Source organism: Thermococcus aggregans, assembly GCF_024022995.1.
GTDB lineage: Archaea > Methanobacteriota_B > Thermococci > Thermococcales > Thermococcaceae > Thermococcus_A > Thermococcus_A aggregans.
This window is the reverse complement of the sequence record NZ_CP099582.1, coordinates 101,052-126,990: the sequence shown is the minus strand read 5'-3', so window position 1 is coordinate 126,990 and position 25,939 is coordinate 101,052. Positions and strand designations below refer to the sequence as shown.

At 42.9% G+C, this 25,939-nt stretch carries 23 protein-coding genes and 4 tRNA genes; 15 read left to right on the top strand and 12 right to left on the bottom strand.

The window, feature by feature from the left end:
* Positions 1 to 30: 30 nt before the first annotated feature.
* Entirely contained in the window at positions 31 to 2,625 is a 2,595-nt protein-coding gene (locus NF865_RS00735; RefSeq protein ID WP_253304740.1) for a CARDB domain-containing protein, read from the bottom strand.
* A 113-nt stretch (positions 2,626 to 2,738) separates the two neighbouring features.
* Here NF865_RS00735 and jtg point away from each other — a divergent pair, with 113 nt between their 5' ends.
* Positions 2,739 to 4,718 carry a 4-alpha-glucanotransferase gene (gene jtg, locus NF865_RS00730; RefSeq protein WP_253304739.1) on the top strand — a complete coding sequence of 660 codons (1,980 nt, stop codon included), beginning with the start codon at positions 2,739 to 2,741 and terminating at the stop codon, positions 4,716 to 4,718.
* A gap of 54 nt (positions 4,719 to 4,772) precedes the next feature.
* On the opposite strand, the gene ttuA is transcribed toward jtg, so the two are convergent.
* Positions 4,773 to 5,675 carry a tRNA-5-methyluridine(54) 2-sulfurtransferase gene (gene ttuA / locus NF865_RS00725; protein WP_253304738.1) on the bottom strand — a complete coding sequence of 301 codons (903 nt, stop codon included), beginning with the start codon at positions 5,673 to 5,675 and terminating at the stop codon, positions 4,773 to 4,775.
* A 47-nt stretch (positions 5,676 to 5,722) separates the two neighbouring features.
* Positions 5,723 to 7,177: an NAD(P)/FAD-dependent oxidoreductase gene (locus tag NF865_RS00720; protein ID WP_253305692.1), complete on the bottom strand. Its 1,455-nt coding sequence runs from the start codon at positions 7,175 to 7,177 to the stop codon at positions 5,723 to 5,725.
* A 206-nt stretch (positions 7,178 to 7,383) separates the two neighbouring features.
* Between NF865_RS00720 and NF865_RS00715 the strand changes: the two genes are divergently transcribed.
* The 3 genes from NF865_RS00715 to NF865_RS00705 all read left to right on the top strand — a co-directional run bounded on the left by NF865_RS00715 (position 7,384) and on the right by NF865_RS00705 (position 9,035).
* Positions 7,384 to 8,514 carry a glycerol dehydrogenase gene (locus NF865_RS00715; protein WP_253304737.1) on the top strand — a complete coding sequence of 377 codons (1,131 nt, stop codon included), beginning with the start codon at positions 7,384 to 7,386 and terminating at the stop codon, positions 8,512 to 8,514.
* Between the two features lie 337 nt (positions 8,515 to 8,851).
* Positions 8,852 to 8,938, top strand: a tRNA-Ser gene (locus tag NF865_RS00710).
* 22 nt (positions 8,939 to 8,960) lie between these two features.
* A tRNA-Cys gene (locus NF865_RS00705) sits at positions 8,961 to 9,035 on the top strand.
* On the opposite strand, the gene NF865_RS00700 is transcribed toward NF865_RS00705, so the two are convergent.
* A complete protein-coding gene (locus NF865_RS00700) occupies positions 9,036 to 10,082 on the bottom strand; it encodes a pyridoxal-phosphate dependent enzyme (RefSeq protein ID WP_253304736.1) in 1,047 nt (348 codons plus the stop codon). It abuts the tRNA gene before it with no gap.
* 72 nt (positions 10,083 to 10,154) lie between these two features.
* Between NF865_RS00700 and udp the strand changes: the two genes are divergently transcribed.
* Positions 10,155 to 10,988, top strand: coding sequence for a uridine phosphorylase (gene udp / locus NF865_RS00695; RefSeq protein ID WP_253304735.1), 834 nt, complete (start codon positions 10,155 to 10,157; stop codon positions 10,986 to 10,988).
* A gap of 100 nt (positions 10,989 to 11,088) precedes the next feature.
* On the opposite strand, the gene NF865_RS00690 is transcribed toward udp, so the two are convergent.
* Complete coding sequence (locus tag NF865_RS00690; RefSeq protein ID WP_253304734.1) at positions 11,089 to 12,201, bottom strand: DUF4268 domain-containing protein; 1,113 nt, start codon at positions 12,199 to 12,201, stop codon at positions 11,089 to 11,091.
* A 228-nt stretch (positions 12,202 to 12,429) separates the two neighbouring features.
* Positions 12,430 to 12,517 (bottom strand) — tRNA-Leu (locus NF865_RS00685).
* 117 nt (positions 12,518 to 12,634) lie between these two features.
* On the opposite strand from NF865_RS00685, the gene NF865_RS00680 reads away from it, so the two are divergent.
* Positions 12,635 to 12,793: a 50S ribosomal protein L40e gene (locus NF865_RS00680; RefSeq protein ID WP_004068056.1), complete on the top strand. Its 159-nt coding sequence runs from the start codon at positions 12,635 to 12,637 to the stop codon at positions 12,791 to 12,793.
* 2 nt (positions 12,794 to 12,795) lie between these two features.
* Here NF865_RS00680 and NF865_RS00675 read toward each other — a convergent pair whose 3' ends face one another.
* Complete coding sequence (locus NF865_RS00675) at positions 12,796 to 13,119, bottom strand: PadR family transcriptional regulator (RefSeq protein WP_253305691.1); 324 nt, start codon at positions 13,117 to 13,119, stop codon at positions 12,796 to 12,798.
* A 155-nt stretch (positions 13,120 to 13,274) separates the two neighbouring features.
* On the opposite strand from NF865_RS00675, the gene NF865_RS00670 reads away from it, so the two are divergent.
* Together NF865_RS00670 and NF865_RS00665 are read left to right on the top strand one after the other, a co-directional pair.
* Positions 13,275 to 13,574 (top strand): FUN14 domain-containing protein, encoded by a 300-nt coding sequence (locus NF865_RS00670; RefSeq protein WP_253304733.1) that lies wholly within the window; start codon positions 13,275 to 13,277, stop codon positions 13,572 to 13,574.
* Between the two features lie 24 nt (positions 13,575 to 13,598).
* Positions 13,599 to 14,921, top strand: a complete 1,323-nt coding sequence (locus tag NF865_RS00665) for a lipopolysaccharide biosynthesis protein (protein ID WP_253304732.1) — start codon at positions 13,599 to 13,601, stop codon at positions 14,919 to 14,921.
* Here NF865_RS00665 and NF865_RS00660 read toward each other — a convergent pair.
* Positions 14,893 to 15,648, bottom strand: a complete 756-nt coding sequence (locus NF865_RS00660) for a metallophosphoesterase family protein (RefSeq protein WP_253304731.1) — start codon at positions 15,646 to 15,648, stop codon at positions 14,893 to 14,895. The two genes, NF865_RS00665 and NF865_RS00660, sit on opposite strands and share 29 nt — an antisense overlap.
* A 380-nt stretch (positions 15,649 to 16,028) precedes the next feature.
* Positions 16,029 to 16,106 (bottom strand) — tRNA-Arg (locus tag NF865_RS00655).
* Positions 16,107 to 16,171: 65 nt separating this feature from the next.
* Between NF865_RS00655 and NF865_RS00650 the strand changes: the two genes are divergently transcribed.
* Positions 16,172 to 17,239, top strand: a complete 1,068-nt coding sequence (locus NF865_RS00650) for an aminopeptidase P family protein (protein ID WP_253304730.1) — start codon at positions 16,172 to 16,174, stop codon at positions 17,237 to 17,239.
* Here the strand turns inward: NF865_RS00650 and NF865_RS00645 are convergent.
* On the bottom strand, positions 17,225 to 18,730 hold the full coding sequence (locus NF865_RS00645) for an amidohydrolase (RefSeq protein WP_301281857.1): 1,506 nt from the start codon (positions 18,728 to 18,730) through the stop codon (positions 17,225 to 17,227). The genes NF865_RS00650 and NF865_RS00645 overlap by 15 nt on opposite strands.
* A 206-nt stretch (positions 18,731 to 18,936) precedes the next feature.
* Here NF865_RS00645 and ftsY point away from each other — a divergent pair, with 206 nt between their 5' ends.
* Genes ftsY through rnhB form a run of 5 tightly spaced genes read left to right on the top strand, consistent with a single transcriptional unit; the run spans position 18,937 to position 22,811 of the window.
* Complete coding sequence (ftsY, locus tag NF865_RS00640; RefSeq protein WP_253304729.1) at positions 18,937 to 19,839, top strand: signal recognition particle-docking protein FtsY; 903 nt, start codon at positions 18,937 to 18,939, stop codon at positions 19,837 to 19,839.
* Positions 19,840 to 19,841: 2 nt separating this feature from the next.
* Positions 19,842 to 20,474, top strand: coding sequence for a MarC family protein (locus tag NF865_RS00635; RefSeq protein ID WP_253304728.1), 633 nt, complete (start codon positions 19,842 to 19,844; stop codon positions 20,472 to 20,474).
* A gap of 36 nt (positions 20,475 to 20,510) precedes the next feature.
* Positions 20,511 to 21,305 carry a metal ABC transporter ATP-binding protein gene (locus NF865_RS00630; protein ID WP_253304727.1) on the top strand — a complete coding sequence of 265 codons (795 nt, stop codon included), beginning with the start codon at positions 20,511 to 20,513 and terminating at the stop codon, positions 21,303 to 21,305.
* Positions 21,302 to 22,123 (top strand): metal ABC transporter permease, encoded by an 822-nt coding sequence (locus NF865_RS00625; RefSeq protein WP_253304726.1) that lies wholly within the window; start codon positions 21,302 to 21,304, stop codon positions 22,121 to 22,123. The genes NF865_RS00630 and NF865_RS00625 overlap by 4 nt, the downstream gene beginning before the upstream one ends.
* 4 nt (positions 22,124 to 22,127) lie before the next feature.
* On the top strand, positions 22,128 to 22,811 hold the full coding sequence (gene rnhB / locus NF865_RS00620) for a ribonuclease HII (protein WP_253304725.1): 684 nt from the start codon (positions 22,128 to 22,130) through the stop codon (positions 22,809 to 22,811).
* On the opposite strand, the gene NF865_RS00615 is transcribed toward rnhB, so the two are convergent.
* Entirely contained in the window at positions 22,783 to 24,330 is a 1,548-nt protein-coding gene (locus NF865_RS00615) for a dolichyl-phosphate-mannose--protein mannosyltransferase (protein ID WP_253304724.1), read from the bottom strand. The genes rnhB and NF865_RS00615 overlap by 29 nt on opposite strands.
* 89 nt (positions 24,331 to 24,419) lie before the next feature.
* Between NF865_RS00615 and NF865_RS00610 the strand changes: the two genes are divergently transcribed.
* Positions 24,420 to 25,556, top strand: coding sequence for a trimethylguanosine synthase (locus NF865_RS00610; RefSeq protein WP_253304723.1), 1,137 nt, complete (start codon positions 24,420 to 24,422; stop codon positions 25,554 to 25,556).
* Here the strand turns inward: NF865_RS00610 and NF865_RS00605 are convergent.
* On the bottom strand, positions 25,553 to 25,756 hold the full coding sequence (locus tag NF865_RS00605) for a PCNA-inhibitor (RefSeq protein ID WP_253304722.1): 204 nt from the start codon (positions 25,754 to 25,756) through the stop codon (positions 25,553 to 25,555). The genes NF865_RS00610 and NF865_RS00605 overlap by 4 nt on opposite strands.
* Positions 25,757 to 25,939 lie beyond the last annotated feature (183 nt).

Below are 25,939 nucleotides of genomic sequence, written 5' to 3'. Positions count from 1 at the left end.
AAGAATTAAAAAGGAAAACGGAAAAGAAGTTCACTTGATATAAACCTCTGCAAAGGTGCTTATGATGTCTTCATCACCCCACTCGTTGTCACTGTCATGTACGCTTGGATCATCTGGAATTGTTGTAACTGCTGAATCTCCTGGATTGGCACCAGTAATCCATGCAACAATATAGATCTTTTCTGGTTTTCCTCCGAGGAGTTCCCATGGGATAGCCATTTCGAGGATTTGCAGTCCGTTCTCGCCTCCGGTATACTTTACTGCTGCATTCTTAAACAGTGGGATATAGCTCCATCCATTTCCATTCCATATTGCAAGTTCCGCAGTTGTTATTGAGTTTGTTCCAGGTTCGTCAAAGAACGGTCCATGCCAGTAGAGATAGATTTCTGTGTCAACTCCTCTTGTAAATCCTATCTTTCTATCCCAGGCGTCGGTATCTCCGGTGTAACCGCCCTCTTTATAGTCAAGTGCAAATCCATAAGCAATTCTCCATGATTCCATGTTCTTGGTACTTAGGGCAATGTAGAGGTATTTGTCATCGTAATCTACATAGAGGGCATCTAAGTATGCCCCTGATCCAGCCCCTGCTTTGTTTTGAGCGACCAACGATGTTTCATTCCAATCGCTTAATGATCCGTCAATTTTCTTTTTGAACTCCAAGCTTTCTAGGAAGTCTTTTATTTCTCTCTGCAATCTTAGAAGACGCGAATAAGCTGAGAACATTTTCAATGCTCCTCTCAACTCATAATTAGGCGTGTAGATGAGGGATTTTCCTTCATTAAATAGGGCCAAGCTTTCGTTAAGATTTAACTCGAACTCCTCTATAATATTTCCAGGCAAGCCCATAGAGGCGACTTCTTCTACAAGCTTTTTAGTTTCTTCGTACTTTGCGGGATAAATCCTTGGCCATACATACATGCCAAGTCTCACGAGCTTGTTTTGTCTTTCTGCAACCTGTCCAACGATGATATCAAGGGTGGCGACGTTGTTACCTTCATTTACTTCCTCTATCTTGTTTTCTGGATCTACAACAGCCTTCAACGTGTGAACTCCCCAAGCCTCTGAGTAGGGGTACAGGTAAGTGAGAATAACTTCTGTGTTGGCTGGTAAATCGACCACCCAGCTCTTTAATAGGTTGCTACCATCATAGAGGTGGACGGTGACATTTTGGGCGTCAACTTCTCCTATATTCTTGACTTTGATTGTTATGTTAGCCGGTTGCCACTGTTCTACATCAAGTACATCTGAGGAGATGCTAACTGTGAGCTCGGGTTTTGGAATTGGGATCTCGATTATGGCGAAGTTTGAGAGGTAATCCTGATCAGTCCAATCACTTCCATCAACTGCAGGATCTAAGGGAACTGTATCAACTGCTGAACTTCCGTCTCCTCCTGCAATCCAAGCTATTAATGCAACTTGAGAAACCCCCCCTCCTAGGGCACTCCATGGAATCCGGATTTCTAAAGTTTGGAGTCCATTACTGTTGCCAGTATATGCATAGTCAAAAGACGCAAAATTATAATCCCAGCTTTCCCAATAGTTGTTTCCAACGTATCCATTGTATCTATTGAAATTAGCTGAAGTTATGGCCCCATCTCCACCACTCCACCAGAAGTAAAGTTCATAATCGATTCCTCTAGAAAATGCAATTTTCCTTCCCCAAGAATCCTGATCTCCAGTATATCCTCCGTCTAGTACATCTATTCCAATTCCATATGCCACATCCCAGCTTTGTGTATTATTCGTGGTCAGGGCAATGTATAGATATTGGTCATCATAAGAGACATAGAGTTTGTCGAGATCTGCACCATCGGGACCGTCTAAAGTGCTAACGCCAACTAACTCATAGCTTGCCCAATCACTTAGGTCTCCATCAATAGTTTTTGGGGCTATTTGTACCTCTACTAGCTCCGTGAAATAATCACTATCGCCCCATTCATCTCCTCCATACCAAGAAGCAAAAGGAGGATCTAAGCTTTCTAGCGTGACGTCCCATGGAACAGAGCTTACAGCAGAACTTTCACTTCCACCGGCAATCCAAGATATAAGAGCAAGCTTATTTGGCTTTCCGCCTAATGCATTCCAAGGAATCTTAATCTCCAGAACTTGAAGACCAGTGGATGTATCCCCAGTGTAAGCAAAGTTCGCACCGACGTCTGCAAGACTCTTATAGTCCCATCCACTGCCAGTCCACGTGATGAAGTTGTTGGAGCCCATACCAGTGTTCCCGTCCCACCAAAAGTAAATTTGGTAATCAACTGCATAGCCACTTCCAAATCCTATGTGCCTTCCCCACGCATCACTTGGAGAAGTACCCCCCGTATAACCGTTTCCAGTTCCTGGATCGACGTCAATGCCTATACCATAAGCTACGCCCCAACTTTCGGTATTATTGGTTTTTATAGCTATGTATAGGTACTGATCGTCCCACGCAACATAGAGTTTATCGAGCTTTGCTCCTGCCAATCCGTTGTCTTTTGCTTGGCCGATTAAGTCCAATGTTCCCCAATCATCTAGATTTCCATCGATAATTTTTGTCCCATAGAGAGCACTAACAAATTTTGCTGCTGGCACTAAACTAAAAACCACTAAAAAAACAATGCACAAAGACGTACTTTTCCTCATTCTTATTCACCCCGAGTGATATTTGTTCACCTCAGTTGGTATGTGGGCATAAAATATTTATATACCTTTCTCACTATCACTCTTAGTGATAACATTTTTGTGGAGGTGGATGGATGAAAAGAATAAACTTCATATTTGGCATTCACAATCATCAGCCACTGGGCAATTTTGGCTGGGTGTTCGAAGAAGCATATAACCGCTCTTACAGGCCTTTTATGGAAATCTTGGAAGAGTTCCCAGAGATGAAAGTAAACGCCCACTTTAGCGGGCCGCTTTTGGAGTGGATTGAAGAAAACAAACCCGATTATCTCGATCTTCTCAGGTCTCTTGTAAAAAAAGGCCAGCTTGAGATTGTCGTTGCAGGATTCTATGAGCCGGTTTTGGCGGCAATTCCCAAGGAAGACAGATTAGTTCAAATAAAAATGCTAAAAGATTACGCCAAAAAGCTGGGCTACGATGCAAAAGGTGTATGGCTCACAGAAAGGGTTTGGCAGCCAGAACTTGTAAAGTCACTCAGAGAGGCTGGGATTGAATATGTAATCGTTGATGACTATCACTTCATGAGCGCCGGGTTGAGCAAAGAAGAGCTCTTCTGGCCGTACTACACAGAAGATGGAGGAGACGTCATAACGGTGTTCCCAATAGATGAGAAGTTGCGCTATCTGATACCCTTCCGCCCGGTTAAGAAGACTATCGAATACTTGGAAAGCCTTGCAAGTGATGATCCCTCAAAAGTAGCTGTCTTCCATGACGATGGTGAAAAGTTTGGAGTATGGCCGGGTACGTATGAGTGGGTTTATGAAAAGGGCTGGCTTAGGGAGTTCTTTGATACAGTTACAAGCAATGAAATGATTAACCTCATGACTTATACCGAGTACCTAAGCAGGTTTAAACCGAGAGGACTTGTGTATCTCCCAATTGCCTCTTACTTTGAGATGGGCGAATGGTCTCTTCCAGCAAAGCAGGCAAAACTCTTCGTAGAGTTTGTAGAGCAGCTGAAGAAAGAGGGGAAGTTTGAACGCTATAGGGTTTTTGTTAGGGGAGGAATATGGAAGAACTTCTTTTTCAAGTATCCAGAAAGCAACTTTATGCACAAAAGGATGTTAATGGTGAGCAAAGCCGTTAGAGAAAACCCCGAAGCGAGGAGATATATTCTCAAGGCGCAGTGTAACGATGCATACTGGCATGGCGTCTTTGGAGGCGTTTATCTGCCCCATTTAAGGAGGGCAGTGTGGAAGAACATAATAAAGGCTCAAAGCTATCTAAAGCCAGAAAATAAAATCCTTGATGTCGATTTCGACGGAAGAGAAGAGGTCATGCTGGAAAACGACAACTTTATCGCCACAATAAAGCCCCACTATGGAGGCAGCATCTTTGAGCTCAGCTCAAAGAGGAAGGCAGTAAACTACAATGACGTCCTGCCAAGAAGATGGGAGCATTACCACGAAGTGCCAGAAGCTGCGACGCCTGAAGAGGAAAGTGAAGAAGGCGTTGCAAGTATACACGAGATCGGAAAGAAGATTCCGGAGGAAATAAAGCGAGAACTTGCCTACGACTGGCAGCTAAGGGCTATCCTTCAAGACCACTTTATCAAACCTGAAGAGACTCTCGACAATTACCGCCTTGTAAAGTACCATGAGCTCGGCGATTTCGTGAACCAGCCCTATGAATACGAAATTGCGAAAGACGGAATAAGGCTATGGCGTAACGGTGGTATCTACGTTGAGGAAAGAATACCTGCCAAGGTTGAAAAGAAAATAGAGCTAAACGAAAATGGATTCATGGCCCACTATAGGGTTTCACTTGAAAAGCCCTATAGGGCTCTCTTTGGGGTAGAGCTAAACTTAGCAGTGCACAGCGTTATGGAAAGCCCAGAGGAATTTGAAGCAAAAGAGTTTGAAGTAAACGACCCATACGGCATAGGGAAAGTTAAGATAGAACTCGATAGGGAAGCAAAGGTCTGGAAGTTCCCAATAAAGACACTAAGCCAGAGCGAGGCAGGATGGGACTTCATACAACAAGGAGTCAGCTACACTCTGTTGTTCCCAGTGGAAAAAGAATTTGAGTTCAAAATAGTGTTTAGGGAGCTTTGACTCTTTCTTTTTCAAGTTTTTCTGGAGAGGCATGTTTCAAAAAGAGAAAAGTGTTCAAATTTTAAGGTCTATTGGTTTCTCTAAACGCCAAAATCTGCAGAAGGAGCACTTTTCTCCTTGAGCCGGCATTCCACAGACCTTGCATTCCTTGAGCTCTACTTTTTTAAGTTCAACTTCGAACAAGTGCCTCTTTCTTAGGTAGCCTTTCACGAAGTTTATTTTTGTGCCCGGTCTTTTTTCCTCAAGTTCATTCAAAACCTGCTTGTACTCTATTGTCGTTGCCCCTCTTGCGTGTGGACATTCGTCGATTATGTATTCTATCCCAACAGCAAGGGCATAGGCCACCACTTCTCTCTCGGTAAGCTCGTAGAGGGGCTTGACTTTTCTTACGAATTTTCCTTCCCCGGGTAAAAGCGGCCCCTGCTTTGCAAGGTACTCAGTGTTCCAGTTCATGAGGTTGGAAAATATAAAGCTTGCCTCGTCGTCCAAATTGTGTCCCGTTGCTATAACGTCGAATCCATTGTCATGGGCAAATTTGTTGAAAATGTAGCGCTTTGTAAGGCCACAGTAGGAGCATGTTGGTCTCCTAGTCTTCACTTCGCCAATTCCCCATCCCAAAAGCTCTTTGACTCTAACTATATGGAGCGGTGCACCTATAAGTTCGCATTGCTTTTTAGCGTAGCTCTCGCTTTTTTCTGAGTACTCACCTATACCGAGGTTTATGTGGAGGCACTCCACGTTGTAGCCGAGCTTTTTAAGGACGTAAGCGGTAACAGCTGAATCCTTTCCTCCGCTAACGACCACAAGAACTTTTTCATTCGGCTTTAGGAGTTTGTATCTTTCAATTGTTCTCTTAACCTTTCTCTCAAAATATTCCACGAAGTGATCAGCACAAAGATACATTTTTGGATAATGGAGTTTTATAAATGCTTTCTCCCCGCAGACCCTGCATTTCATAGTCTCACCAAAATCAGAAAAAGGGAGGCAAATTTAAGTCTTTGCCTTTATGCCTCCAAGCTTTCAACAGTCTTCTTCCAATTGCCCGGCTTTTTAAAGTCTCTCTCTGTATATAATCCTTCTTTGATCAATACTCCTCTTGCAGCCAAAAGGCCCGTAGCAGCGGCATTAACTATGTCTCTACTTAGCCCAGCTCCGTCTCCTGCAGCGAATATGTTCTCTATGCTGGTCTCGAGTAGATCGTTAACTTCAACTCTCATGGCATAGTATTTTATCTCTGGAGCGTAGAGCAACGTATGATCGCTCGCAACACCGGGAATTACCTTGTCGAGCCTCTCAAGCCCTTCAATGATGTTTGTCACGACTCTATGAGGCAATGCCATTGCTATATCTCCGGGAGTAACATGTTTTAAAGTTGGCTCAACGTCGCTCTTCTTTATTCTGCTCCATGTGCTTCTTCTCCCCCTCCTCAAGTCGCCAAGCCTCTGAAGTATTGGCCTTCCGCCGCCTATAGTGGTGGCAAGTTGGGCTATGCTTCTGCCGTATGCAGTGGTATCTTCAACTGGCTCGGTAAGCTCAATTCTGGTTAAAAATGCAAAATTGGTGTTGTTGCTCTTTTTATCCCTCATGGAATGGCCGTTCACGCCGACATAACCGTCATATTTTTCTTCGACAACAAAACCATTCGGGTTTGTACAGAAGGTTCTCACGAAATCGTCGTAAGTATCCGTGTAGATGTGGAACTTTGGATCATGGTTTATTCTGGTTATTGGTTCCATTATTATCGCTGGCACTTCCACTCTAACTCCCACATCTATCGGTCCGTGTCTGGCCTTTAGTCCAATCTTTTGGGCAACATCATGGAACCACTCTGCCCCTCCCCTGCCGGGGGCGACTATTATGTACTTGGCCTTGACTGTAAATACGTCTTTTCCTCTTCTTGCCTTGATTTCTCCTTTGTTAAATTCCTCAACTTTTGTCCATAGAATAAACTTAACTCCCTTGGACTGTAGATAGTCTTTAATGCTCTTTATGACTTCCTTTGTGTGGTCTGAACCAATATGGCGTTGGATTATTGGTATAAATTTCACTCCGGCTTGGGCAGCTCTTCTTTCCCATTCCCTGATTTCGTCTTCATTTCCCTTGTAAACGCCCTTGGGAGCACCGTGCTTTAGGAATATTTGGTCAACTTCCCAAACGAGCTGCCAAGAATAGTTTTCATCCTTTGTAAGCTCTGTTAGGTCTCCTCCGATGTCTGGTCTTAAGTTTATAGTCCCATCACTTAGTCCACCTGCGCCACCTACACCGCTCATTATATGACAGGGCTTGCACCCAATGCAGTGGCCGAGTTCGTCCATGGGGCATGTTCTCTGCTCTATATCTCCGCCTTCGTCAAAAATCGCAATTTTCAGATTGCTTTTTTCTGCAAGCTCATATGCCGCAAAAAGGCCTGCAGGGCCTGCACCTATTATAACAACGTCAAACTTCTCGGCAAAGGTCATATTTCCCTTACCAACGTTTGGGCACAACCATCTTATAAACTTTTTGCCAAGCGCTTTTCAGAATAGATACTTGTCAGTATGACTTTGACACAACATCTTGAACTCTTGTTTTACAAGTTGTCATTGGTCATTTTGTTAATTCCTATGAAGAAACGTTTAAAATTAGTTTATGAAAACTCAAATACGCTTAAAGGGGGTAGTACTGTATGCCTTTGGAAAATATATATGAAACACCAAAAGTTCTGGGAGCTCCAACAAGGTATGTTCTGGGTCCAAGAGTCGTAGAAAAACTACACAGATGGATTCCCTTACTTGGTGGAAAGAGGGCTTTGTTGATTGGAGGAAGGACCTCATTAAAGCAGTGTGAAGAGCAAATAAGGACTGCCCTAGCAGAAGCTGGCTGTGAAGTTGGTGCATACTCAAATAAGGAAAAATACTGTACTGACGAAGCTGCGGACAGACTGGTAGAAGAGGCAAAGGCCGCCGAATGTGATTTTGTCATTGGCGTCGGCGGTGGGTCAATTATGGACTTGGCAAAACTCGTGGCCCACAGACTAGGCGTTAAAGTCGCTTTGATAAACACAGTGGCTTCTACAGATGCTCCCTGTAGTGCACTTTCAGTTGTATACGACGAAAACCACGTCTTTAAGAGATACGAGTTTTATCCATACAACCCGGCGTTGGTCATTGTTGACTCAGAGATAATAGCACGTGCACCAGTAAAATTCTTAGTATATGGAATGGGAGATGCTTCATCAACAAAATTTGAGGCTGAAGCGGTTTATGCCAGCAGATCCAAGAACTGTCTTAGAGAGGGTGCGTTGCCAACACACACTGCCTTGACACTCGCAAGATTGTGCTGGGAATTGTTAACTAAGTATGGAACCGAAGCAATACTGGCATGTGAGAGGAATGCAGTCACGCCCGCATTGGAGATGATTATAGAAGCGAACACCCTGCTGAGTGGTCTCGGTTTCGAATCCGGAGGATTGGCTGCTGCACATGCAATTCACAACGGACTGACAGCGGCACCTCATGTGCGCGGTGCACATGGACAGCTTGTAGCTATAGGTACCTTGACTCAGCTCGTTCTGGAGAACCAGCCAAAAGAAGTTATATTGGAGCTGCTGAGCTTCTACAAGGCAGTTGGTCTCCCAATGACCCTAGAAGAAATAAATGTATCAGAGGACGACCTCGAGATTGTAGCTGAAAAGGCTACGGCACCAGGCGAAACAATCCACAACGAGCCATTCAAAGTTACCAAGGAGATGGTTATAAACGCATTGAATGCTGCTGACGCAATAGGAACTAAGTTCAAGGAAGAAGGCACTATCTGATCGGGAGCGAACCACCTGTCTGACTGATAGAGCTTCCTGTTTCGTCAAGTTGCTCTTTTAATTTATTTTTCTCTTAACAACATAACAACATATAGGACGAATTTTCCCGTTTTGTAGTCTTAAAAACCGCTCAATCAGAATCAACGCGCGAATAATAGACTCCAACATTTATGGCCGCAATTCTATAAGTTTCTGTTCAATTGAAGTTCGTACCAGTTTGAGACTCATGTGGTAATATGGCTGGATACCTGAAAAGGCAATGCCCAGGTTTCTCGACAATATCGTTGCCTTTTGCGAAAGATTTAAATACCCTCCTTAACTCCTTAATGTTGGACATGCCGCGGTAGCCTAGCCTGGTAGGGCGCCGGCCTGCTAAGCCGGTGGGCGTTGTCCCTCCGGGGTTCAAATCCCCGCCGCGGCGCCAAAATATTTTCTTCGGGTAAAATGCCGGGATAGCCTAGAGGTGAGGCGGCGGACTGCAGATCCGCTTTACGGGGGTTCAAATCCCCCTCCCGGCTCCATTAAATGTTCTTTAATCCCGAGCCGGTGAGGGGTATTAGCACTCTCGAACCTCTCTCGAAATACTCCTTTTCTAAAAGCGCTTTAAACCCTGCATAAGTAACCGCTGAAGTTGGCTCAACGAGGAATCCCATAGATAGTAGCTCTTCAAGAGCATTTTTTATTTCCTCGTCGCCTACGGAGACGCATGTTCCCTTTGTATTCTTTAGCACCTCAGTCATTTGCTCCCTCCTTGGAGGGTTGGGAATAGCTATTCCTTCCGCCAGCTGGCTTTTCTCAGCACTCCTCTTGCATAAGCTTTCATATCCCTTCCCTTGAACTGCAACCATCTTGGGGATTCCTACTTTTTCGAGCTTTTCTAAATCTTTGAAGCCTTTGTAGATGCCCAAAAACATAGTTCCGCTCCCTGTTGGTGCTAACGCATAGTCTAAACTCCCTACCTGCTCATAAACCTCGTAAGCGACTGTTTTTGTGCCCTCGATAAAATAGGGGTTGTACCAATGCGAGATGTAGACTCCTCCTTGGTAATTCTTTGCCCTTTCGTGCACTTCCATTCTTGAGCCTTCGATTTCATGAACTTCTGCTCCCAGTAGCTTGAGGAGTCTCTTTTTTCCTTCGCTTGTGTGTTCTGGAATGAAAAGGTGGGCTTTTATGCCCTCGCTCTTTGCAAACAGCGCTAAGCTTAATGCGGCATTTCCTGAGGAATCAAGTGTTACTTCTCTTATCCCTTCTTCTTTCAGCTTTGCAATGGTAATATAGGTGCCCCTGTCCTTAAAAGAGCCGCTGGGCATTAGATAATCAAGCTTAAAGAAAACCTTGACACCCTTAATTTCTCTCTCCACTATTGGGGTCACTGGGGGTGTCAATTTTGGTAAAAATTCCTCTTTCGCGGGCAGAAAGTTAAGGTATCTCCTTATATCCAAGAATTGCCTTTTCAGCAAACTGTTGAAGTTGCCACTCTTCTCATCGATGTATTCAAGGATTCCTCCGCATTCGCACATAATTTTGAAGCCCCTATGAGTTTTTCCACATTTTAGACATTTTAACATGTTCTCTCCCCTTTCTAGAGTAAGGGTTTTATTTATATATCCCTTTTCAAAATCCGTGTAGAGGTGAGGGAAATGAAGAAGTTCATGCCTGCTGATAGACCCCAAACGGAAGAGGGGTATCAATACCACATAGCCTGTAAGCCCGGTGATGTTGCTAGGTATGTTCTTCTCCCGGGTGATCCCGAGAGAGTCCCTAAGATAAGCTCCCTATGGGACGAAGCAAGGGAGATAGCATTTCACAGAGAGTATAGGACTCACACCGGCAAATACAAGGGAGTTCCCATAAGCGTTACATCTACGGGGATAGGTGGGCCTTCAACGGCAATAGCGATAGAAGAATTGGCAGCAATAGGTGCTGACACGTTTATTAGGGTCGGTTCAACAGGAGCAATCCAGCCCGGAATTGAAATTGGGGACTTGATAATAGCGAAAGCGGCCGTTAGACTTGAGGGAACGTCAAAACAGTATGTAAGAGTTGAGTACCCTGCAAGTGCAGATATTGAGGTTACTCTAGCTTTAATTGAAGCCGCAGAGACCTTGGGAGTTAAATACCACCTGGGAATAACAGCTTCCACAGATAGCTTCTACGTAGGCCAAGCGAGGCCTGGTCTAAACGGCTACTTCCCAAGCTTTGCAAAGAACCTTATAGACGATCTAAGGCAGGCTAAAGTTACGAACTTTGAGATGGAAGCTGCAACACTGTACACTCTGGCGAACATTTATGGTCTCAGGGCCGGCTGTGTCTGTGCGGTCTTTGCGAATAGAATCACAAATGAGTTTGGAAAAGCCGGGGAAAAAGAAGCGGCTTTGGTTGCAAGCGAAGCCGTCAAAATCCTTCACGAATGGGACGAAGAGAAAGAGAAAAAAGGCAAAAAAGTCTGGTTCCCAAGTTTGAGGAAGCTTTAACTCCTCTTTTTTATTTAGTTAAGGAATTCTGGAGCTCTTGAGCTTCAATGCTGATTAATACTGCGTGGGCAAAAAATTAGCCCAAGATTGCTACAAGTGCTTATGTTTCCCTTACTGCTTGTATGGCTTTTTCTATTTCTCCACTCTCCTTGAAAATTTCATAAAATTTTATCATCATTCTTACAGCCCACTCTTTTATTTCATCACTTTCTAAAGCTTTGTCCAGACTGCCAACAATTTTTTCGACGTAAATTTTTCTCCATTTACTCCCAAGCTTCCCAAATTTTAAATCTTCCGCTTCTAACTCTTTTTTGAGAACGCTTTCTTTTGATTTGAAATAATCAAGTAGCATTTGGTTAAAGTCCTCTTTCTTGTCTTCAAAGTGTAAGCCAACTTCCAATATCTTATTTGGTTCTCTTCCTCGGAAAAGCCACTCGAAATGAACCGAACTAAAGCCAGCAGGTATCTGTAGCCAGCTGTCAGTAGTTGCCCTTCTTTCAGTTACTCCAGGTTTTCTCTCTTTGAAGCTTGAGAGGATCTCTGAAAAAAATCTCAAGTATTTTTCTTGAGTTTCTGTTTTTCTCTCAATTCTTTCGGTCTCTTCCATACTACCACGTAATTTTGGAACAAAGATTTCTTTGTTTTCACTTTTGAAGTAATCAAATTCCACACAGAGAATCTTTATTCCAAACTTCCTAAGCCACCCCGCAAGCCTTAGAGTGTCATCACCAATGGTATAAGAGACCAATAAGAGTTGAATTTTATTGGGATTCGTGAGGGATTCCAAAAAGTTTCTTTTGAAATCATCATAACTAAATTCCTCATCATTTGCATAGAAATGTCTGTATATTTCCTCTATAGATTGGAATTTTACGTTTGCGGAGCTGAACAGTTCACTTTCACTCATTTGTTGCAAATCAGAAGCATAGTCTAACAATTGAGCAATAGCCTCTCTGTGTCCCTTTCCTTTTTTTAGCTCTACTAAAATCAGATTTCCGGCAGAATCTACTAATAATAAATCGAGCTCACCACCACTTGGTAGTTTTAAATGACTAGCCAATGTAACTACGTCATTTTCTGTAATTTCTTTCAAAATTATCTGTGGATTCTTCTCAACAAGGGTATGCAGGTACTTTTCATCTTTGTCAGTTGAAAAATCGCCTTCTCCAATTATTTCAACTTTGCTACCATTCTTAATAACGATGTATCCCACTTAACTCACCTCACTAACTACTCCAAATATTTGTCTTGCACTAAGAATAAATATCTGGATTCTGATAAGTTTATTGTTTACTGAACACCGATGTAGAATGAAATGATTCTTGAGAAGTTGCTGTATTTGTAGTAGGGGTATCAAAGTAGCAAGTTACTAACATAATAACCTGAGAAGTGTTGATTGCTTCTCTAAGGTTTCCTAAAAAGAAGGTTGCTTTTGAAGGAATGGTGCGGGGGACGGGATTCGAACCCGCGCAGCCCTACGGCACCGGATCTTAAGTCCGGCCCCTTTGGCCAGGCTCGGGCACCCCCGCTCATAAGTGAAAGAGCAAAGTTCGATTAAAAAGCTTTCGGTATTAAGGATAAAAAAAGGTAAAGCTTAAAAAGAAATGCTTGTAAGTGAACACAGTCAAGATCATGGAGGGATTAAAATGGCGAGGTTCCCTGAAGCAGAGGCAAGAATATTTAGGAAGTATATATGTATGAGGTGCGGTGCTACCAACCCATGGAAAGCAGAGAAGTGCAGAAAGTGCGGATACAAGGGATTGAGGCCAAAAGCTAAGGAGCCAAGAGGAGGAGCAGGACGTTAGAGTTACTTAAGCTTGTTTAATGTTTCTTCTATAAATTTTATTCCATCCTCAAGGAGTTTTTCTCCCTTTTTTGTGAGTTTGTAATATTTCCTTGAGGGCTTTCCAGTTTCGCTTTCCTGCCATTCTGAGGTGACATATCCATCGTGTTCAAGCTTGTAGAGCACCACATAGCTACTCACTGTAGCAGGTTCAAACCCAAATCTCTCCCTTATCTCCTTTTTGAGCTCGTATGCGTACATGGGCCTATCCTTTAGCAGTCTCAGTATGTAAATCCACAGAACTTCTTTTGTCATCTTTTCCTTAAGTCTCTCCATAGGAGTTGTCATATATATCACCCTCGATGATACATATTATCTGATTTTAAAACTTTTATGCCTTATAAATACTTGTTTTCATACAATTTAAACATTTTGTCGTTATAAAAGTCGAAAACAAAAGTGTTTTAATGAGGGAAACCTAAAAATACAACCGGTGAGGTATAATGAACTTTGAAGTTAGTGGGATAGTGGGTGATATGGGGATTGGAGCTGTTGTCGGCTTTATAACTGGTTATGCGCTTAAGAAGTTCATAAAAATAGTGCTCACATTGATAGGCGCATATGTATTGAGTCTATTCTGGCTCCAGCAGAAGGGAGTTATAACGATAAACACTGATGCCCTCTTTAACCTTGCAGAAAGCGCAACTACCTCGACTTTAACGCTTGCAGATAAAGTGGAGGGGATTTTACCCGGAACAGGGGCATTTGTTGCAGGCTTTTATCTGGGATTCCGCAAAGGTTAAATCCTGCGTTATTTATTTTCTTTCATGAGTTACGAGAAAAAAGTAATGCTAAGACACTCAATAGCGAGTATCGTGGCTTTGGCACTTTTTGGCCTCAGCAGGTTTATTTACAGCATAGTTATTTCAAGGAGATTCGGCGTAGAAGTTTTAGGAAAGGTAAATTCATTAATATCGCAGGCATTTTTACTGGCTGTTCCGTTAAGTTTTTTTGCTGTGGCTTTGGGGAAGTACGCCTCCGAGTTCTTGGGAAAGGGAGATATAGAAAAAATAAAGTCCATGACAGTATTGGGGTTTTCTTTTCCTTTCATTGGCTTAGCTTTGATCCCGTTTAACTTTTATCTGGCTATTTTAGCAGTTTTGAGGGCGCTCCAGCTAACGTTTCGGAGCTTTATTTATGGTCTTCATCGGGGTGAGATCTACGCTTATGCAATGTTAGGGGCGTTTATTCTGTTTATTGGGGGATTCTTTTCGGAAAATTACTACCTTCCTTATATTGGTCTTCTTTCTGGAGTAGCTATTTTTGGATTTGTATATCTTTTTAAGGAGAAATTGTTTGGAAAACCTAGTCTTAATGTATTCAAACTTCTCTTGAAGTACTCCAGCTTTGCGTTCCTTGGGACAATCTCGGGAGTTTTTCTTGTTCAGGCGCCGTATTTCCTAAGTGAAAAGCTGGCTTCTCCTAAAGTTGCCGGCATTGTCTCAGCTTCTCTTTCGGCTGCATTTTTGCTAACCTACTTGCCGCAGGTATTCCAATCGGCGATAATGCCGTTGTATTCTTACAAATACGGGAAAGACGATATGGAGTACGTAAAATGGCTTGCCGAAGAGTCTACAAAGACACTCTCTCTTCTAGTAGCTTTGGTTGTTTTCTCTCTTTTACTCGTAGGCAGGGAGATTTTGTCAATTCTCTTTGGGTTTCGCCTGGGCAGTGAGTTCTACTTGGCTCTAATAGCGGTGGAAACTTATATAGCATACAACCCCAGTATAGTGGCATTGAATTCAACAAAATATGTGAAAGAAGGAACTGTTATAACTCTGTTGGGGGCAAGCGTTTCTTTAATTGCCTGGTTGCTGTTAATTGAGCCCTTTAAGGAATATGGGGCGGTTTTGGGGCTATTCTTGGGATACCTCTCAATACTGATTGGGACATTTTACATGGCAAACAAAAAGCTGAAAGTAGCGTTTGACTGTTACGCTCAGTTTGTTGCAGCTATTCTGTTGCAGTCCACTGTATTTATTTCAAAAAGCCTTTTGCTACTGGCTTTCATGATATACTTGTGGCTCTTCAGAAAAGAAATAGGGAAGATGCTAAATCTCATCAAACTTTTCCGTGGTAGAGGATTTTGATGAGCTCTTCTGGCAATCCTTCTGCTTTAATCTTATCCTCTATAACCTTCTTGTCGTAGTCAACCTCTACGAATTTTGTGTGCAGGTTGTCAACCTTTATGAGGGCAAAAGTTGCCTTGTGTTCCTTTCCGGGAGGAAATCCGACGCTACCTGGGCACACTACCCTTCCGTACCTTGTCATGGCATTTACAGGAAGTTTTGGAGATGATACTAATAGGAGTTCATAGTCTTTTACCGGTCTCATAATGGCTTCATAGTACGTAGTGGGCTGGTCTGGAAGAACCTTACCTTCGAATGGATTTAATGGGCTCCCATAGACTCCAAATATGTCGTTTTCACCGATTTTGTCTACAAGATATATCGGCAAGTCTCTTATGAACTCCCTTCCCTCGTGGCCAAGCTTTTCCCATGTGTATTTTAAAGCCTCTTTTATGTAGGGCTCAATGTTAAGTTCATCAATATACTCTGGCCCCTCCGCATGTGGGTCGCTCATAGCTATTATCTGGTCAAACTCTCCACGAATTATCTTTACATTGTTGTTCTTGATTAGGTCATCGAGAACATCAAGAACCTCCTTTGGATAGGGAAACAGCCCAATGATGTTTCCAAGTATGTAGTACTTTTCAATCTCGTATCCTTCTTCCTTAAGCTCCTCGATTCTTCCAAGGGCTTTTACAAGTCCCGGGAAGTTTCCGTTGATATTTGCTAATACTGCCACGTATGGCATTTTATCACCTCCTCACTTTTTCTAACTTTAATTTACTAAAAAGAGGTATTTAAGCTTTTCGAAGCTATAAGGAATCAGAAGGGCAGGAGCTTTCGTTTCTTTTTCTTTTCTTGGTTGATTCTTGCATTGCTGATCAAATAGAGCATAAGTGCGTCTTCTATCATCTCTTTCACCTCCTTGGTCTGTTAGAATATATTGTTTTTAATTCTCTGAAGCTCTCCGAAAGAAGCACTCTATATTTTAATCACTTGGTGTTATTTAAAAATTTTTGGTCATTTTATTCTCTAGGGAATGGCATTGATTAGGTACATTACGACCATCTATTGCAAAAATTTTCGGATGTCTATATTACAACAACGGAAGTAAGAAGATATTTTTGTTGGCGCCCCGGCGGGGATTTGAACCCCGGACCTCGAGGTCCGCAGCCTCGCGCCCTATCCAGACTGGGCCACCGGGGCATCAAGGAAACTTTTTGGGAAATGCCTTATAAATTTTGCCCGCAAGTTTCATATGGTGATTGCACATGGACAGAATGAAAAAGTTCTTGGAAGCCCTCGAGGAGTATGATGGTGCACTGATAACTCCCGGTAGCAATCTCTATTATTTAACTGGAATGGCACCTCAAGCAACTGAAGAAAGGCTGTTTCTTCTCGTGGTCAATAAAAATGGAGAGAGCGTGTTAATAGCCCCTAAGCTCTATGAAAATGAAGTTGAATGGGAAAACGTAGTGTTCTGGGGGGACGATGAGGATCCCTATGAGGTTCTTGAAAGAGTGCTTTCTTCCCTAAACTTAAAAAGCGGCAGGATTTTGGTTGAAGATACAATGAGGGCAAGCTTCTTAATTCGTATTGAGCAGCTTTTAGAGGGTTACACCTTTTATCCTCTGAGTGCAGTTACAAAAGAGATGCGAATGCGTAAGGGTGAAAAAGAAATAAGGCTGATGAAAAAGGCCGCTGAGATTGCAGATAAGGTTTTTTATGAAATCATAAACAGAGACTTAGTGGGAAAGACCGAAAAGCAAGTTGCGTTGGAAATTGAGTTCCTTATTAGGGAGCTAGCAGATGGTGTGTCTTTTTCTCCAATAGTTGCCTCTGGCAAAAACGCCGCAAATCCCCATCATTCGCCCGGTGAAAGGAAAATAAGGCGTGGAGACTTTGTAATACTCGACTTTGGGGCAAGATACAAGGGTTACTGCTCCGATATAACAAGAACTGTGGCAATAGGCTATGCCAACGAGAAGCTTAAGGAAATCTATGAGATCGTTAAAGAAGCTCAAGAAAGGGCTTTCCAGAGTGTCCGTGAAGGAATAAAAGCTAAAGAAGTTGACATGGCTGCAAGAAATTACATAGCCAGTAAAGGCTATGGGGAGTACTTCATCCACAGAACGGGACATGGATTGGGTCTGGAAATCCATGAAGAGCCTTATATAAGCCAAACAAACGAGAGAGTTCTTGAAAACGGCATGACGTTTACCATCGAACCCGGCATTTACGTCCCCAATTTGGGCGGTGTAAGAATAGAAGACGACGTTGTTGTAGAGAAAAAAGGAAAAAGGCTTACAAACGCTGAAAGAGAACTAATAATTCTTTGAACCGGATACATAGACTTCAAGGACTTTTATGTCTTTTAGCTCTTCTTCTTTAACTTCAAACGGATCCTGATCAACTATAATGAAGTCTCCAAATTTGCCCTTTTCAAGTGTTCCAAGTTCATCTTCAGCATGCATTATGTAGGCAGAACCGTAGGTATAGCTGTGGAGGCTCTCTTCAAGGGAAAGGCACTCGTCTTTTGTGTAATCGTAAGTTTCAATGCCTTCAAATTTGCCCCGGGTTACCGCTGCATAGACGCTTTCCCACGGGTTCACCGGCTCTATTGGAGAATCCGTGCCAAAACCTATTGTGATTCCCTCTTCAAGCATGCTCTTGAAGGGATAAACCCACTTTGCCCTCCTTTTTCCAACCCTCTTCACTGCCCACCAATCGCTTATTACAAACCTTGGCTGAACCGAAGCAACAACTCCAAGCCTTTTCATCCTTTTTATTTGGTCTTCCCTTAGAATTGATGCATGTTCTATGCGGTTTCTTTCAGCACTAAACTCTTCGTAAATGTCTAGGATCATGTCAGTGGTTTTATCGCCTATTGCGTGGACTGCCATCTGAAGACCTAGTTGGTGTGCCTCCCGAACTATCTCTCTCAACTCTTCTTTGCTTATGTTGGGGTGCCCGGTAGTAGGAGAGTCTTCATATGGTTCGGAAAGCCATGCTGTCCGAGCCCCAAGGCTCCCATCGGCGAGAACTTTTATCCCCATGACCTTTACTTTCTTACTCCCAACTCCTCTGGTAAGGCTGAGATCTTTTAGCCCTTCGAGAAGGGAGGGATCTAGGTATACGAACACTCTAATAGGCAGCTTGCCTTCCTTGTCCAGCTCTAAAAGTGCTCTGAGGCTTTTCTTGTTTACGCTCACGAATCCCACACTTGTAACTCCCTGTGAAAGGACGAACTTTGCTCCTTCTTCGATAAAGTGCTTGTAATCTTCAACCGTTAGGGCTTCGTTTATGGCCTCTCTTACCTTTTCCAGGGCATTTTCTTTTACTATCCCTGTTTCGGGGTCTGCATCTTCTCCTTCTTCTAAGCCTACAATTTCTATAGCCTTCGTGTTCAAAAGGGCTACGTGGAAACAAGTCCTATACAAGAGCACCGGTTTATCGTTAACAACCTCGTCTAAATCTTTTTTTGTGGGATACCTTCCAAGCTCCTCCTGATCCCATCCAAAGCCCAGAATCCAGCTTGTATTCGTTTTGCCGACGTACTCCTTAAGCTTTTCCTTTAGCTCTTTTATGCTTTTTGTTCCCTTTAGATTGAGCATTTTCAAAGACTGCCCGAGAGAACTTAGGTGAAGATGGGAATCTATGAATCCCGGCATAACGATTTTTCCCTTTAAGTCTACAACTTCTCCTCCAAGTTCCTCTGCGATTTTGCGAGCCTTTTCACTATCTCCAGTGTAAATAACTTTTTCATTGCCTACCACTATTGCTTCTGCGGTTTTCAACGGTTTAAAAGATAGGTATATTTTCCCATTCACAAAAGCCCTGATCAATTTGCCTCCCTTTCTATGGTCTGTCGTTTAGCTTTTATAATTTTCTTTCCAGCAAAAAGTCCTTAAGTGGAGAGGTGTAAGATGTGATAGCCGATGAAGAACGGTTTCGGAACTGAGGGGTGATGTCACCAGCTATCGCTGAGGCTCATATTTATAAATTCGTCCGGCAATCATAACCCCGGTGAGGACGAATGTTCGGAAAACTTAAGGAGAAATTAAGCTCATTTGTTGATAAAGTTGTCCAAACTGAAATAAGTGAAAAAGACGTCGAGAATGCACTCTGGGATCTTGAGCTAGAGCTTTTGGAGGCAGATGTGGCATTAGAGGTTGTGGAGGAACTTAAAGAAAAAATAAAACAGAAGCTCGTTGGGCAAAAGGTTAAAATAGGTACGAACAAAAGGGAGATTGTCGAAAAGGCCGTTAGAGATGCCGTTCTCGAAGTTTTAACGCCTGAAAAACGCATAGATCTCCTTGAGATGATAAAATCAAAAAAAGAAAAGCCGTTTGTGATAGTTTTTGTAGGGTTCAATGGAAGCGGAAAGACAACAACAATAGCGAAACTTGCCAACTGGCTTAAGAAAAATGGTTTAAGCGTTGTTATAGCTGCGAGTGATACCTTTAGAGCGGGGGCAATAGAGCAGATTGAGGAGCATGCTAAGAGGGTTGGTGTTAAGGTCATCAAACATGGCTACAAATCAGACCCGGCTGCAGTGGCTTACGATGCCATAGAGCATGCAAAAGCAAGAGGCATTGACGTGGTTTTGGTTGACACTGCTGGAAGAAACGAACTGAACAGAAACCTCATGGACGAAATGAAGAAAATAGTCAGGGTTACAAAGCCAGATTTGGTCATATTCGTAGGGGATGCACTTGCTGGGAATGCGATAATAGAACAGGCGAGGCAGTTCAATGAAGCTGTCAAAATCGATGGCGTTATCTTAACGAAACTCGATGCAGATGCAAGGGGCGGTGCGGCATTGAGCATAGCACATGCCATTGGCGCTCCGATACTTTTTGTTGGGGTTGGCCAGGGGTATGAGGATTTAATGCCGTTTGATGAAAAGTGGATGCTGGAGAAGATTTTTGGTGAATGAAGATGATTTCGTTCTTTAAAACATTCCTTTATGTGTTTGGAACTTTATTCGCAGTAATGAACCCTATTGGTGCCGTCCCAGTGTTTCTCTCTATTGTCCAGCAATGCAAATCTCGTGAAGGAATTATAAGCTTGGCAAAGAGAACATCAGTGGCTGTCCTCATTACCTTGACAACTTTTGCACTCGTAGGAGAGTGGATATTCAAGTTCTTTGGTTCCACAATAGATGCTTTTGCAATCGCAGGAGGGATTTTGCTCTTCAGGATGGCTATGGAAATGCTAAGCGGTAACCTATCAACCGTGAAGATAAGCCACGAAGAGGAAGAAGAGGCCGTAACTTTGAGTGAGATTGCCATAATCCCCTTAGCAATCCCTCTAATCTCCGGTCTCGGTTCTATAACGGCGGTAATGATACCTATGGCGAAAAACGTCGATTATTCGGGAAAAGCGGCCGTAATTCTTGCAATTTTTGTGGCAAGTTTTTCAGTTTACCTAGTGCTTAGGTCTGCAGAAAAGGTGCAGCAAAGGTTGGGTAGAGTGGGAATAAGGCTTATCACACGAATGATGGGTCTTATATTGGCTTCAATGGCTGTTCAGCTTGTTATCAATGGGGTTAAAGGAGCTTTCGGACTTTAATCGCAACCTTTTTAAATTTTTTAGGTAACCCTAATTGTGGGTGAGAAATTGATAGTAGCTGAGAATTTGACGATTTATTACAACAACTACAAGGCGGTTGAAGACGTTACCTTTAAGCTAGATAGCGGAGAGACCCTCCTTTTGCTGGGGCCTAATGGTGCGGGAAAGACAACTCTTCTCAAAACTATTGCGGGACTTCATAAATCTTACAAGGGCAAGCTTCTTGTTTTTGGAAAGCCTCCTACTGAGGTTAGAGATTTAATTTCCTATGTTCCTCAAAGTTATTCATTAAATGAACGCGTGCCTTTGAAAGCAATTGAAGTAGTCGCAATGGGGGCTCTCTATAAAAGGGGTCTTATTCACTTTAATATTCCAAAGCCAATATTGAAGGAAGCCGAAGAAGCTTTGGAATTCGTGGGTCTTGGAGATTTAAAAAACAAAAGGTTTGTAGAGCTCAGCGGTGGACAGAAGCAGAGAGTGTTGCTGGCGAGAGCTCTCGTTTCAAAACCTCGGCTTCTTCTTTTGGATGAGCCTTTGTCTGCTTTGGATCCAAGTGCTAGAGTGGAGGTTGTTTCAGTTCTTGCAAAAATAAAGCGTGAGATGGGGTTAACGATGATAATAACAACTCACGACCCGAATCCATTAACGGAAATCGGAGACAAGATAATGCTCATTAATAAGAGACTTGTAGCCTTTGGAACTCCTGAGGAAGTTTTAAGAGATGAGATAATTACCCAAGTTTACGGGCCTTTATCCAAAGCGATTAAGGTTGGAGAAAGGATGTACTGCTTTACGGGAGACGTTCACGTCCATAGGAGGGATAGAACTTGATCCCAGAGTACCTTCTTAGAGCCCTTTTGAGTGGGATTATGGTTAGTGTCCTGCTGGGTATGTTAAGTCCTCTCATAACTATGAAGGGCCTAGCCTTTCTTACCCACGCCACTTTTCACTCTCTGCTCTTTGGAGCTATCTTGGGGATGATACTTGGGCTGATTTTTGGGAACTTATCCTTGATTACGTGGATGGCTTTGATAGTTACTATCTTTGTCGTTATCTTGATAGCCCTCCTTGAAAATAGGGGATTCAGCAGTGATACTGCCATAGGGGTCATAGCGAGCTTTATAGCGGGCTCCACAGTGTTGGCATTTGGAGTCCTGTACAAGGTTATGGCGAGTAGACCTTACTTTGCTCTCTCTCAGAGCATAGTATCTTATTTAACCGGAGAGCTTTTTCTAATAACTCTTAACGACCTGATGTTTTTGGTTTTAGGGGGAGCTTTAATATTCTTCCTTATGCTTGCATTTTACCGCGACTTCCTTTACGTCATCTTTGACGCAGAGGGTCTTGAGAGCTATTCGGGCAATGCAAAGTTTTATCTTGCCCTCCTTTACGTCATTGTCGGAGCCAGCGGTGCTTTGATAGTTAGAACCGTTGGGCTGATAACCCTGCAAGTTGTGGCCGTTTTGCCCGGAACAATAGCCATGATGCTCAGCAACGACTTGAGAAAAATTCTTGGGATAAGCTTGGGCTTAACTCTCTCGGTGCAGGTACTTTCGATAGTGCTGGCTTATCTAACAGCCATCCCGCCAAGTGGAATAACCACTATAATGCTGGGAGCTGTCTATGGCATCTTAGTCTTAAGGAGGTAGTGACATGAAGCTGGGAGGAATAGATGAGGCCGGCAGAGGGCCTGTTATAGGGCCTCTTGTAATTGCAGCAGTTGTTGTCGATGAATCCCGCGTAGCAGAGCTCGAAGTCTTAGGCGTTAGGGATTCAAAAAAATTAACTCCAAAAAGAAGGGAAGAACTTTTTGAGGATATCATAGAGATAGTTGACGATTATGTCATCCTTCAGCTTTCCCCAGAGGAGATAGACAGCAGGGAAGGGACTATGAATGAATTCGAAATTGAAAACTTTGTCAAAGCGTTAAACTCCCTTAGAGTCAAACCTGATGTGCTCTACATAGATGCCGCGGATGTCAAGGAGAAACGCTTTGGGGATATAATAGGGGAAAAGCTTTCCTTCTCTCCAAAGATAATCGCCGAACATAAGGCAGACTCAAAGTATATTCCAGTAGCCGCTGCGTCAATACTTGCCAAGGTTACCCGCGATAGGGCGATAAAAGAGCTTAAGGAAGTTTACGGCGAAATAGGTTCGGGATATCCAAGTGATCCTATCACGAGAAAGTTTTTGGAAGAGTACTACAAAGTCCACGGAGAGTTTCCCCCAATAGTTAGAAGAAGCTGGAAAACCCTCAAAAAGATAGAAGAAAAGTTGAAGGTTACGAAAAAACAGAAAAGTCAGCCCACTATTTTGGACTTCTTAAAGAAGCCTTAATTCTCTTGGCAGTTTCTTTTATCCATCCTAAGATACCCTTTATCCATTCCCAGTACATTTTAATAGACCTTTCGAAGTATTCCCATTTTATTATGTCGTATGCCATTACTCCAAGAGTTACCGCGCCCGGAGGAACTAACGGAGTCGCGTAAAAGCTGAATTGGGTTTTTCCACCTAGGATCCACTGGAGGGCGTAAAAAGCTATTGTGCTCCAGAATATTCCAAACGGCACTAGGAGCTTTCTTCTTTTCAGTGCAGCGTAAGGGATCGCGAATATAAACACAACCATCGAGAGCATCAAAATTGGATCTGTGGCTGCAAAGATGTCGGGATTGTAGTGGAATGGGAAAGGCTTGAGACTTATGAACCATTCCCAGAAAGGCGAGTTCGCAGGATGGTCTCCTTTGTAGCTGAGATGCCATCCGAAGCTTCCGATAAACTCAGAGAGCCATGGGAAAAACCCTATTGCCTTTATTATCATAATCTGCGGGAGCAAAAATCCAATTGATGGTAAAAGGAATGCCGAGAGCAGTAGCTCTTTTATTCTCATCTTATCCTTCAGGCTTTTTATAAGCAGAACAGGATAGGGGAATGCACCGTTTAGTTTTGTAGCCGCTGCGAGGCCAATAGAAAGGCCGCTTGAGTAGTATTTCTCTGAAATCAGAAGATACATAAAAACCGCCGTAAAGAACGCCACATGTATATCGAGCATTGCAGCGAGTGAAGTGGCATATAAGAGGGGATCAAAAGCCGAGAAAATCAACGCTATAAACGCCGCAAGATAGCTCTTTGAGATTTTATAGGCAGCCAAGAACACAAGAACGTTTATTATGGCGTGCTCTATCAATCCAGGCAGGCGCCAGAAGATGGGTTTGTCCTCTATCAGCATTCCCAGCATTATTATGTCTTTCCCCAAAAATGGATGTTCCGTGTTTAGGTAGTTTTGAATGTTCTCTTTGTCGGGATAGCGGAACCCTTTTACAATCTCAACGCCCTCTATGCTTTTGACTTCCTCTATAAACTTCTCGATGTTTTCCCTTGGAATTTCATAGTAAACTCCGTCAAAATTGGAATAGGGTTTGTAGTAGGTGTAGTTGTATTTTCTCGCTATCCTTTCGATTTTAAACTTGGCTTCATCAAAATCTAACGGCCGAGTTTTGCTTAAAGGAATAAACTCGAGCTTTATGCCCAGTTTTGAGAGAATCGCCGGCGTTTGCGGGTTGACGTCTCTTGTATAGGGCTTTGTGAACTCAAGCCCAAAAGCAGAAACCTTTACATACCCTTTAATCGTGGTTCCGCTTGAAATTATGTTTACCCCCTCCGAGTTTGTTGTATCGTTTACGTAGTGAAGCTCAACTCCGAGCCTGTGGAGAACGTTCCTCGCCGCTGGAACGTACCATACTTCATCTCCAATGTAGTCATAGAGCTCTGCACTCGAAGCCTTCTCATACGAATACCAAAAGGTTCCGATTATTATCGCAGCTACTGCAACAAAGTAGAGCTTTTTTCTAAGGTTCATGCCATCCCCCACTAAATTTCCCCTGACATCTTTAAATTATTTCCCATAAATCTTTAAAAACTGAATGAAAATGGAACAACGGTGAGAGGATGGAGGAGTTTATTGAGCAAACTGTTGAGATGATAAGGCGAGGTTTGGATGAGAGAAAGATAAGGGCGAGACTCCCGAAGGAAAATGCGGATGAAATAATTGAGATAGCCAGAGCTAGGATTAGGGCAAAGGACAAGTTCTCGAGAACTGACCTATGGATGGACTTAGAAGGACTTAGGTATGCCACGCATGAGATTGTTGCCGAGTACAGGGCGAAGAGGGTTAAACCAAAGAGCATAGCAGATGTAAGCTGTGGAGTTGGAATTCAGCTCATATTCTTCGCAAAATATGCGGAAAAAGCTTATGCTATAGATATTGATGAGAGAAAGCTGTTCTATGCCATGAAAAATGCGGAGAAATATGGAGTTAAGGACAAGATAACCTTTATCCACGGAGACAGCTTGAGCAAAGAAGTTGTTGAGCAGGTTGATGCTGATGTAATATTCTCCGATCCGGCAAGGCCTCCAGAAATGCCTGAAAGAAGGCTCGAAGATCTCCTACCGAGCCCGCTTGAAGTTTATGAAGCTTACAAGCATAGGACAGATTCCTTTATCTTTGATCTTCCTCCCCAGATAAGGAGAGAAAGAGTCCCATGGAAAGGGGAGTTTGAGTACATAGATCTCTATGGAGTACTGAACAGGCTAACCTTTTACTTTGAGCCATTGGCCAAAGCAGAGCGTTCTGCAGTTATGCTCCCCAAGGGAGTTAGGCTTGAAAGCAACCCGAGTCTTGAGAACATAGTTGAATGGAGTGAAGATGTAAGGGAGTATCTATATGAAATCCCGCAGAGCGTGGACTATGCAGACCTAATAAACGAGCTCTTCCATGCTGTGAAAGGCAACTTATGGATGCTCCTCCGAGAAAAGCGTAGGACTATTGCAACGAGTGATGAGGAAGTTAAGAGTGAGTACTTCAAGAGGCGCTACATTGTGAGGAAGGTGCTTAGTTTCCACCCAGTTAAGATAAACGACTTCCTAAAGAAGGAAGGATACGGCAGGGTTACTCTAAAAATTTCAATCCCGGACAAAGATTACTGGAAGTTTAGGAAGAGAATTGAACAAGGTCTGAGCGGAGAAAAAAGAGCCTATCTCTTCAAGTTTAAAGACAAAGCAATAATAGCGGAACCTCTTGATTAGTCGTCCTGAATCTCAACTATTTTTATCCTTTGAATTCTTTTTGAGCCAATGCGGAGGGCTTTAAAATAGTTTATGTGTTCATCGGGTAGAAACCTGTCTAATTTGGTTGATTTAAGTCTCTTTTTCTTGGAAGCCTTACCTTTATTTTCGTCCTTTAATTTGATTGACCCATTTATGAATTCATCCAGTTTTTTATCCATCGGCCCACCCAAAATATTAAGGTTGCATTGGATATATAAGATTTTTTGGAAACTTCTTTTGTGTGGTTACCTTTTTCTCTGGTGCTTGCATACTGTTGCGGACTTTAAAAACCAAAAAAATCGTTTTGAACAACATCTCAAAAGAAACAGGTGAAATGGGGTGAGGATGCAACAATTGCGATA

What these genes read in the sequence shown, in the direction of transcription:
- NF865_RS00735 (WP_253304740.1), bottom strand. Translation starts at nt 2,625, where the DNA reads ATGAGGAAAAGTACGTCTTTGTGCATTGTTTTTTTAGTGGTTTTTAGT.
- jtg (WP_253304739.1), top strand. Translation starts at nt 2,739, where the DNA reads ATGAAAAGAATAAACTTCATATTTGGCATTCACAATCATCAGCCACTG.
- ttuA (WP_253304738.1), bottom strand. Translation starts at nt 5,675, where the DNA reads ATGAAATGCAGGGTCTGCGGGGAGAAAGCATTTATAAAACTCCATTAT.
- NF865_RS00720 (WP_253305692.1), bottom strand. Translation starts at nt 7,177, where the DNA reads ATGACCTTTGCCGAGAAGTTTGACGTTGTTATAATAGGTGCAGGCCCT.
- NF865_RS00715 (WP_253304737.1), top strand. Translation starts at nt 7,384, where the DNA reads ATGCCTTTGGAAAATATATATGAAACACCAAAAGTTCTGGGAGCTCCA.
- NF865_RS00700 (WP_253304736.1), bottom strand. Translation starts at nt 10,082, where the DNA reads ATGTTAAAATGTCTAAAATGTGGAAAAACTCATAGGGGCTTCAAAATT.
- udp (WP_253304735.1), top strand. Translation starts at nt 10,155, where the DNA reads ATGAAGAAGTTCATGCCTGCTGATAGACCCCAAACGGAAGAGGGGTAT.
- NF865_RS00680 (WP_004068056.1), top strand. Translation starts at nt 12,635, where the DNA reads ATGGCGAGGTTCCCTGAAGCAGAGGCAAGAATATTTAGGAAGTATATA.
- NF865_RS00675 (WP_253305691.1), bottom strand. Translation starts at nt 13,119, where the DNA reads ATGACAACTCCTATGGAGAGACTTAAGGAAAAGATGACAAAAGAAGTT.
- NF865_RS00670 (WP_253304733.1), top strand. Translation starts at nt 13,275, where the DNA reads ATGAACTTTGAAGTTAGTGGGATAGTGGGTGATATGGGGATTGGAGCT.
- NF865_RS00665 (WP_253304732.1), top strand. Translation starts at nt 13,599, where the DNA reads ATGAGTTACGAGAAAAAAGTAATGCTAAGACACTCAATAGCGAGTATC.
- NF865_RS00660 (WP_253304731.1), bottom strand. Translation starts at nt 15,648, where the DNA reads ATGCCATACGTGGCAGTATTAGCAAATATCAACGGAAACTTCCCGGGA.
- NF865_RS00650 (WP_253304730.1), top strand. Translation starts at nt 16,172, where the DNA reads ATGGACAGAATGAAAAAGTTCTTGGAAGCCCTCGAGGAGTATGATGGT.
- ftsY (WP_253304729.1), top strand. Translation starts at nt 18,937, where the DNA reads ATGTTCGGAAAACTTAAGGAGAAATTAAGCTCATTTGTTGATAAAGTT.
- NF865_RS00635 (WP_253304728.1), top strand. Translation starts at nt 19,842, where the DNA reads ATGATTTCGTTCTTTAAAACATTCCTTTATGTGTTTGGAACTTTATTC.
- rnhB (WP_253304725.1), top strand. Translation starts at nt 22,128, where the DNA reads ATGAAGCTGGGAGGAATAGATGAGGCCGGCAGAGGGCCTGTTATAGGG.
- NF865_RS00615 (WP_253304724.1), bottom strand. Translation starts at nt 24,330, where the DNA reads ATGAACCTTAGAAAAAAGCTCTACTTTGTTGCAGTAGCTGCGATAATA.
- NF865_RS00610 (WP_253304723.1), top strand. Translation starts at nt 24,420, where the DNA reads ATGGAGGAGTTTATTGAGCAAACTGTTGAGATGATAAGGCGAGGTTTG.
- NF865_RS00605 (WP_253304722.1), bottom strand. Translation starts at nt 25,756, where the DNA reads ATGGATAAAAAACTGGATGAATTCATAAATGGGTCAATCAAATTAAAG.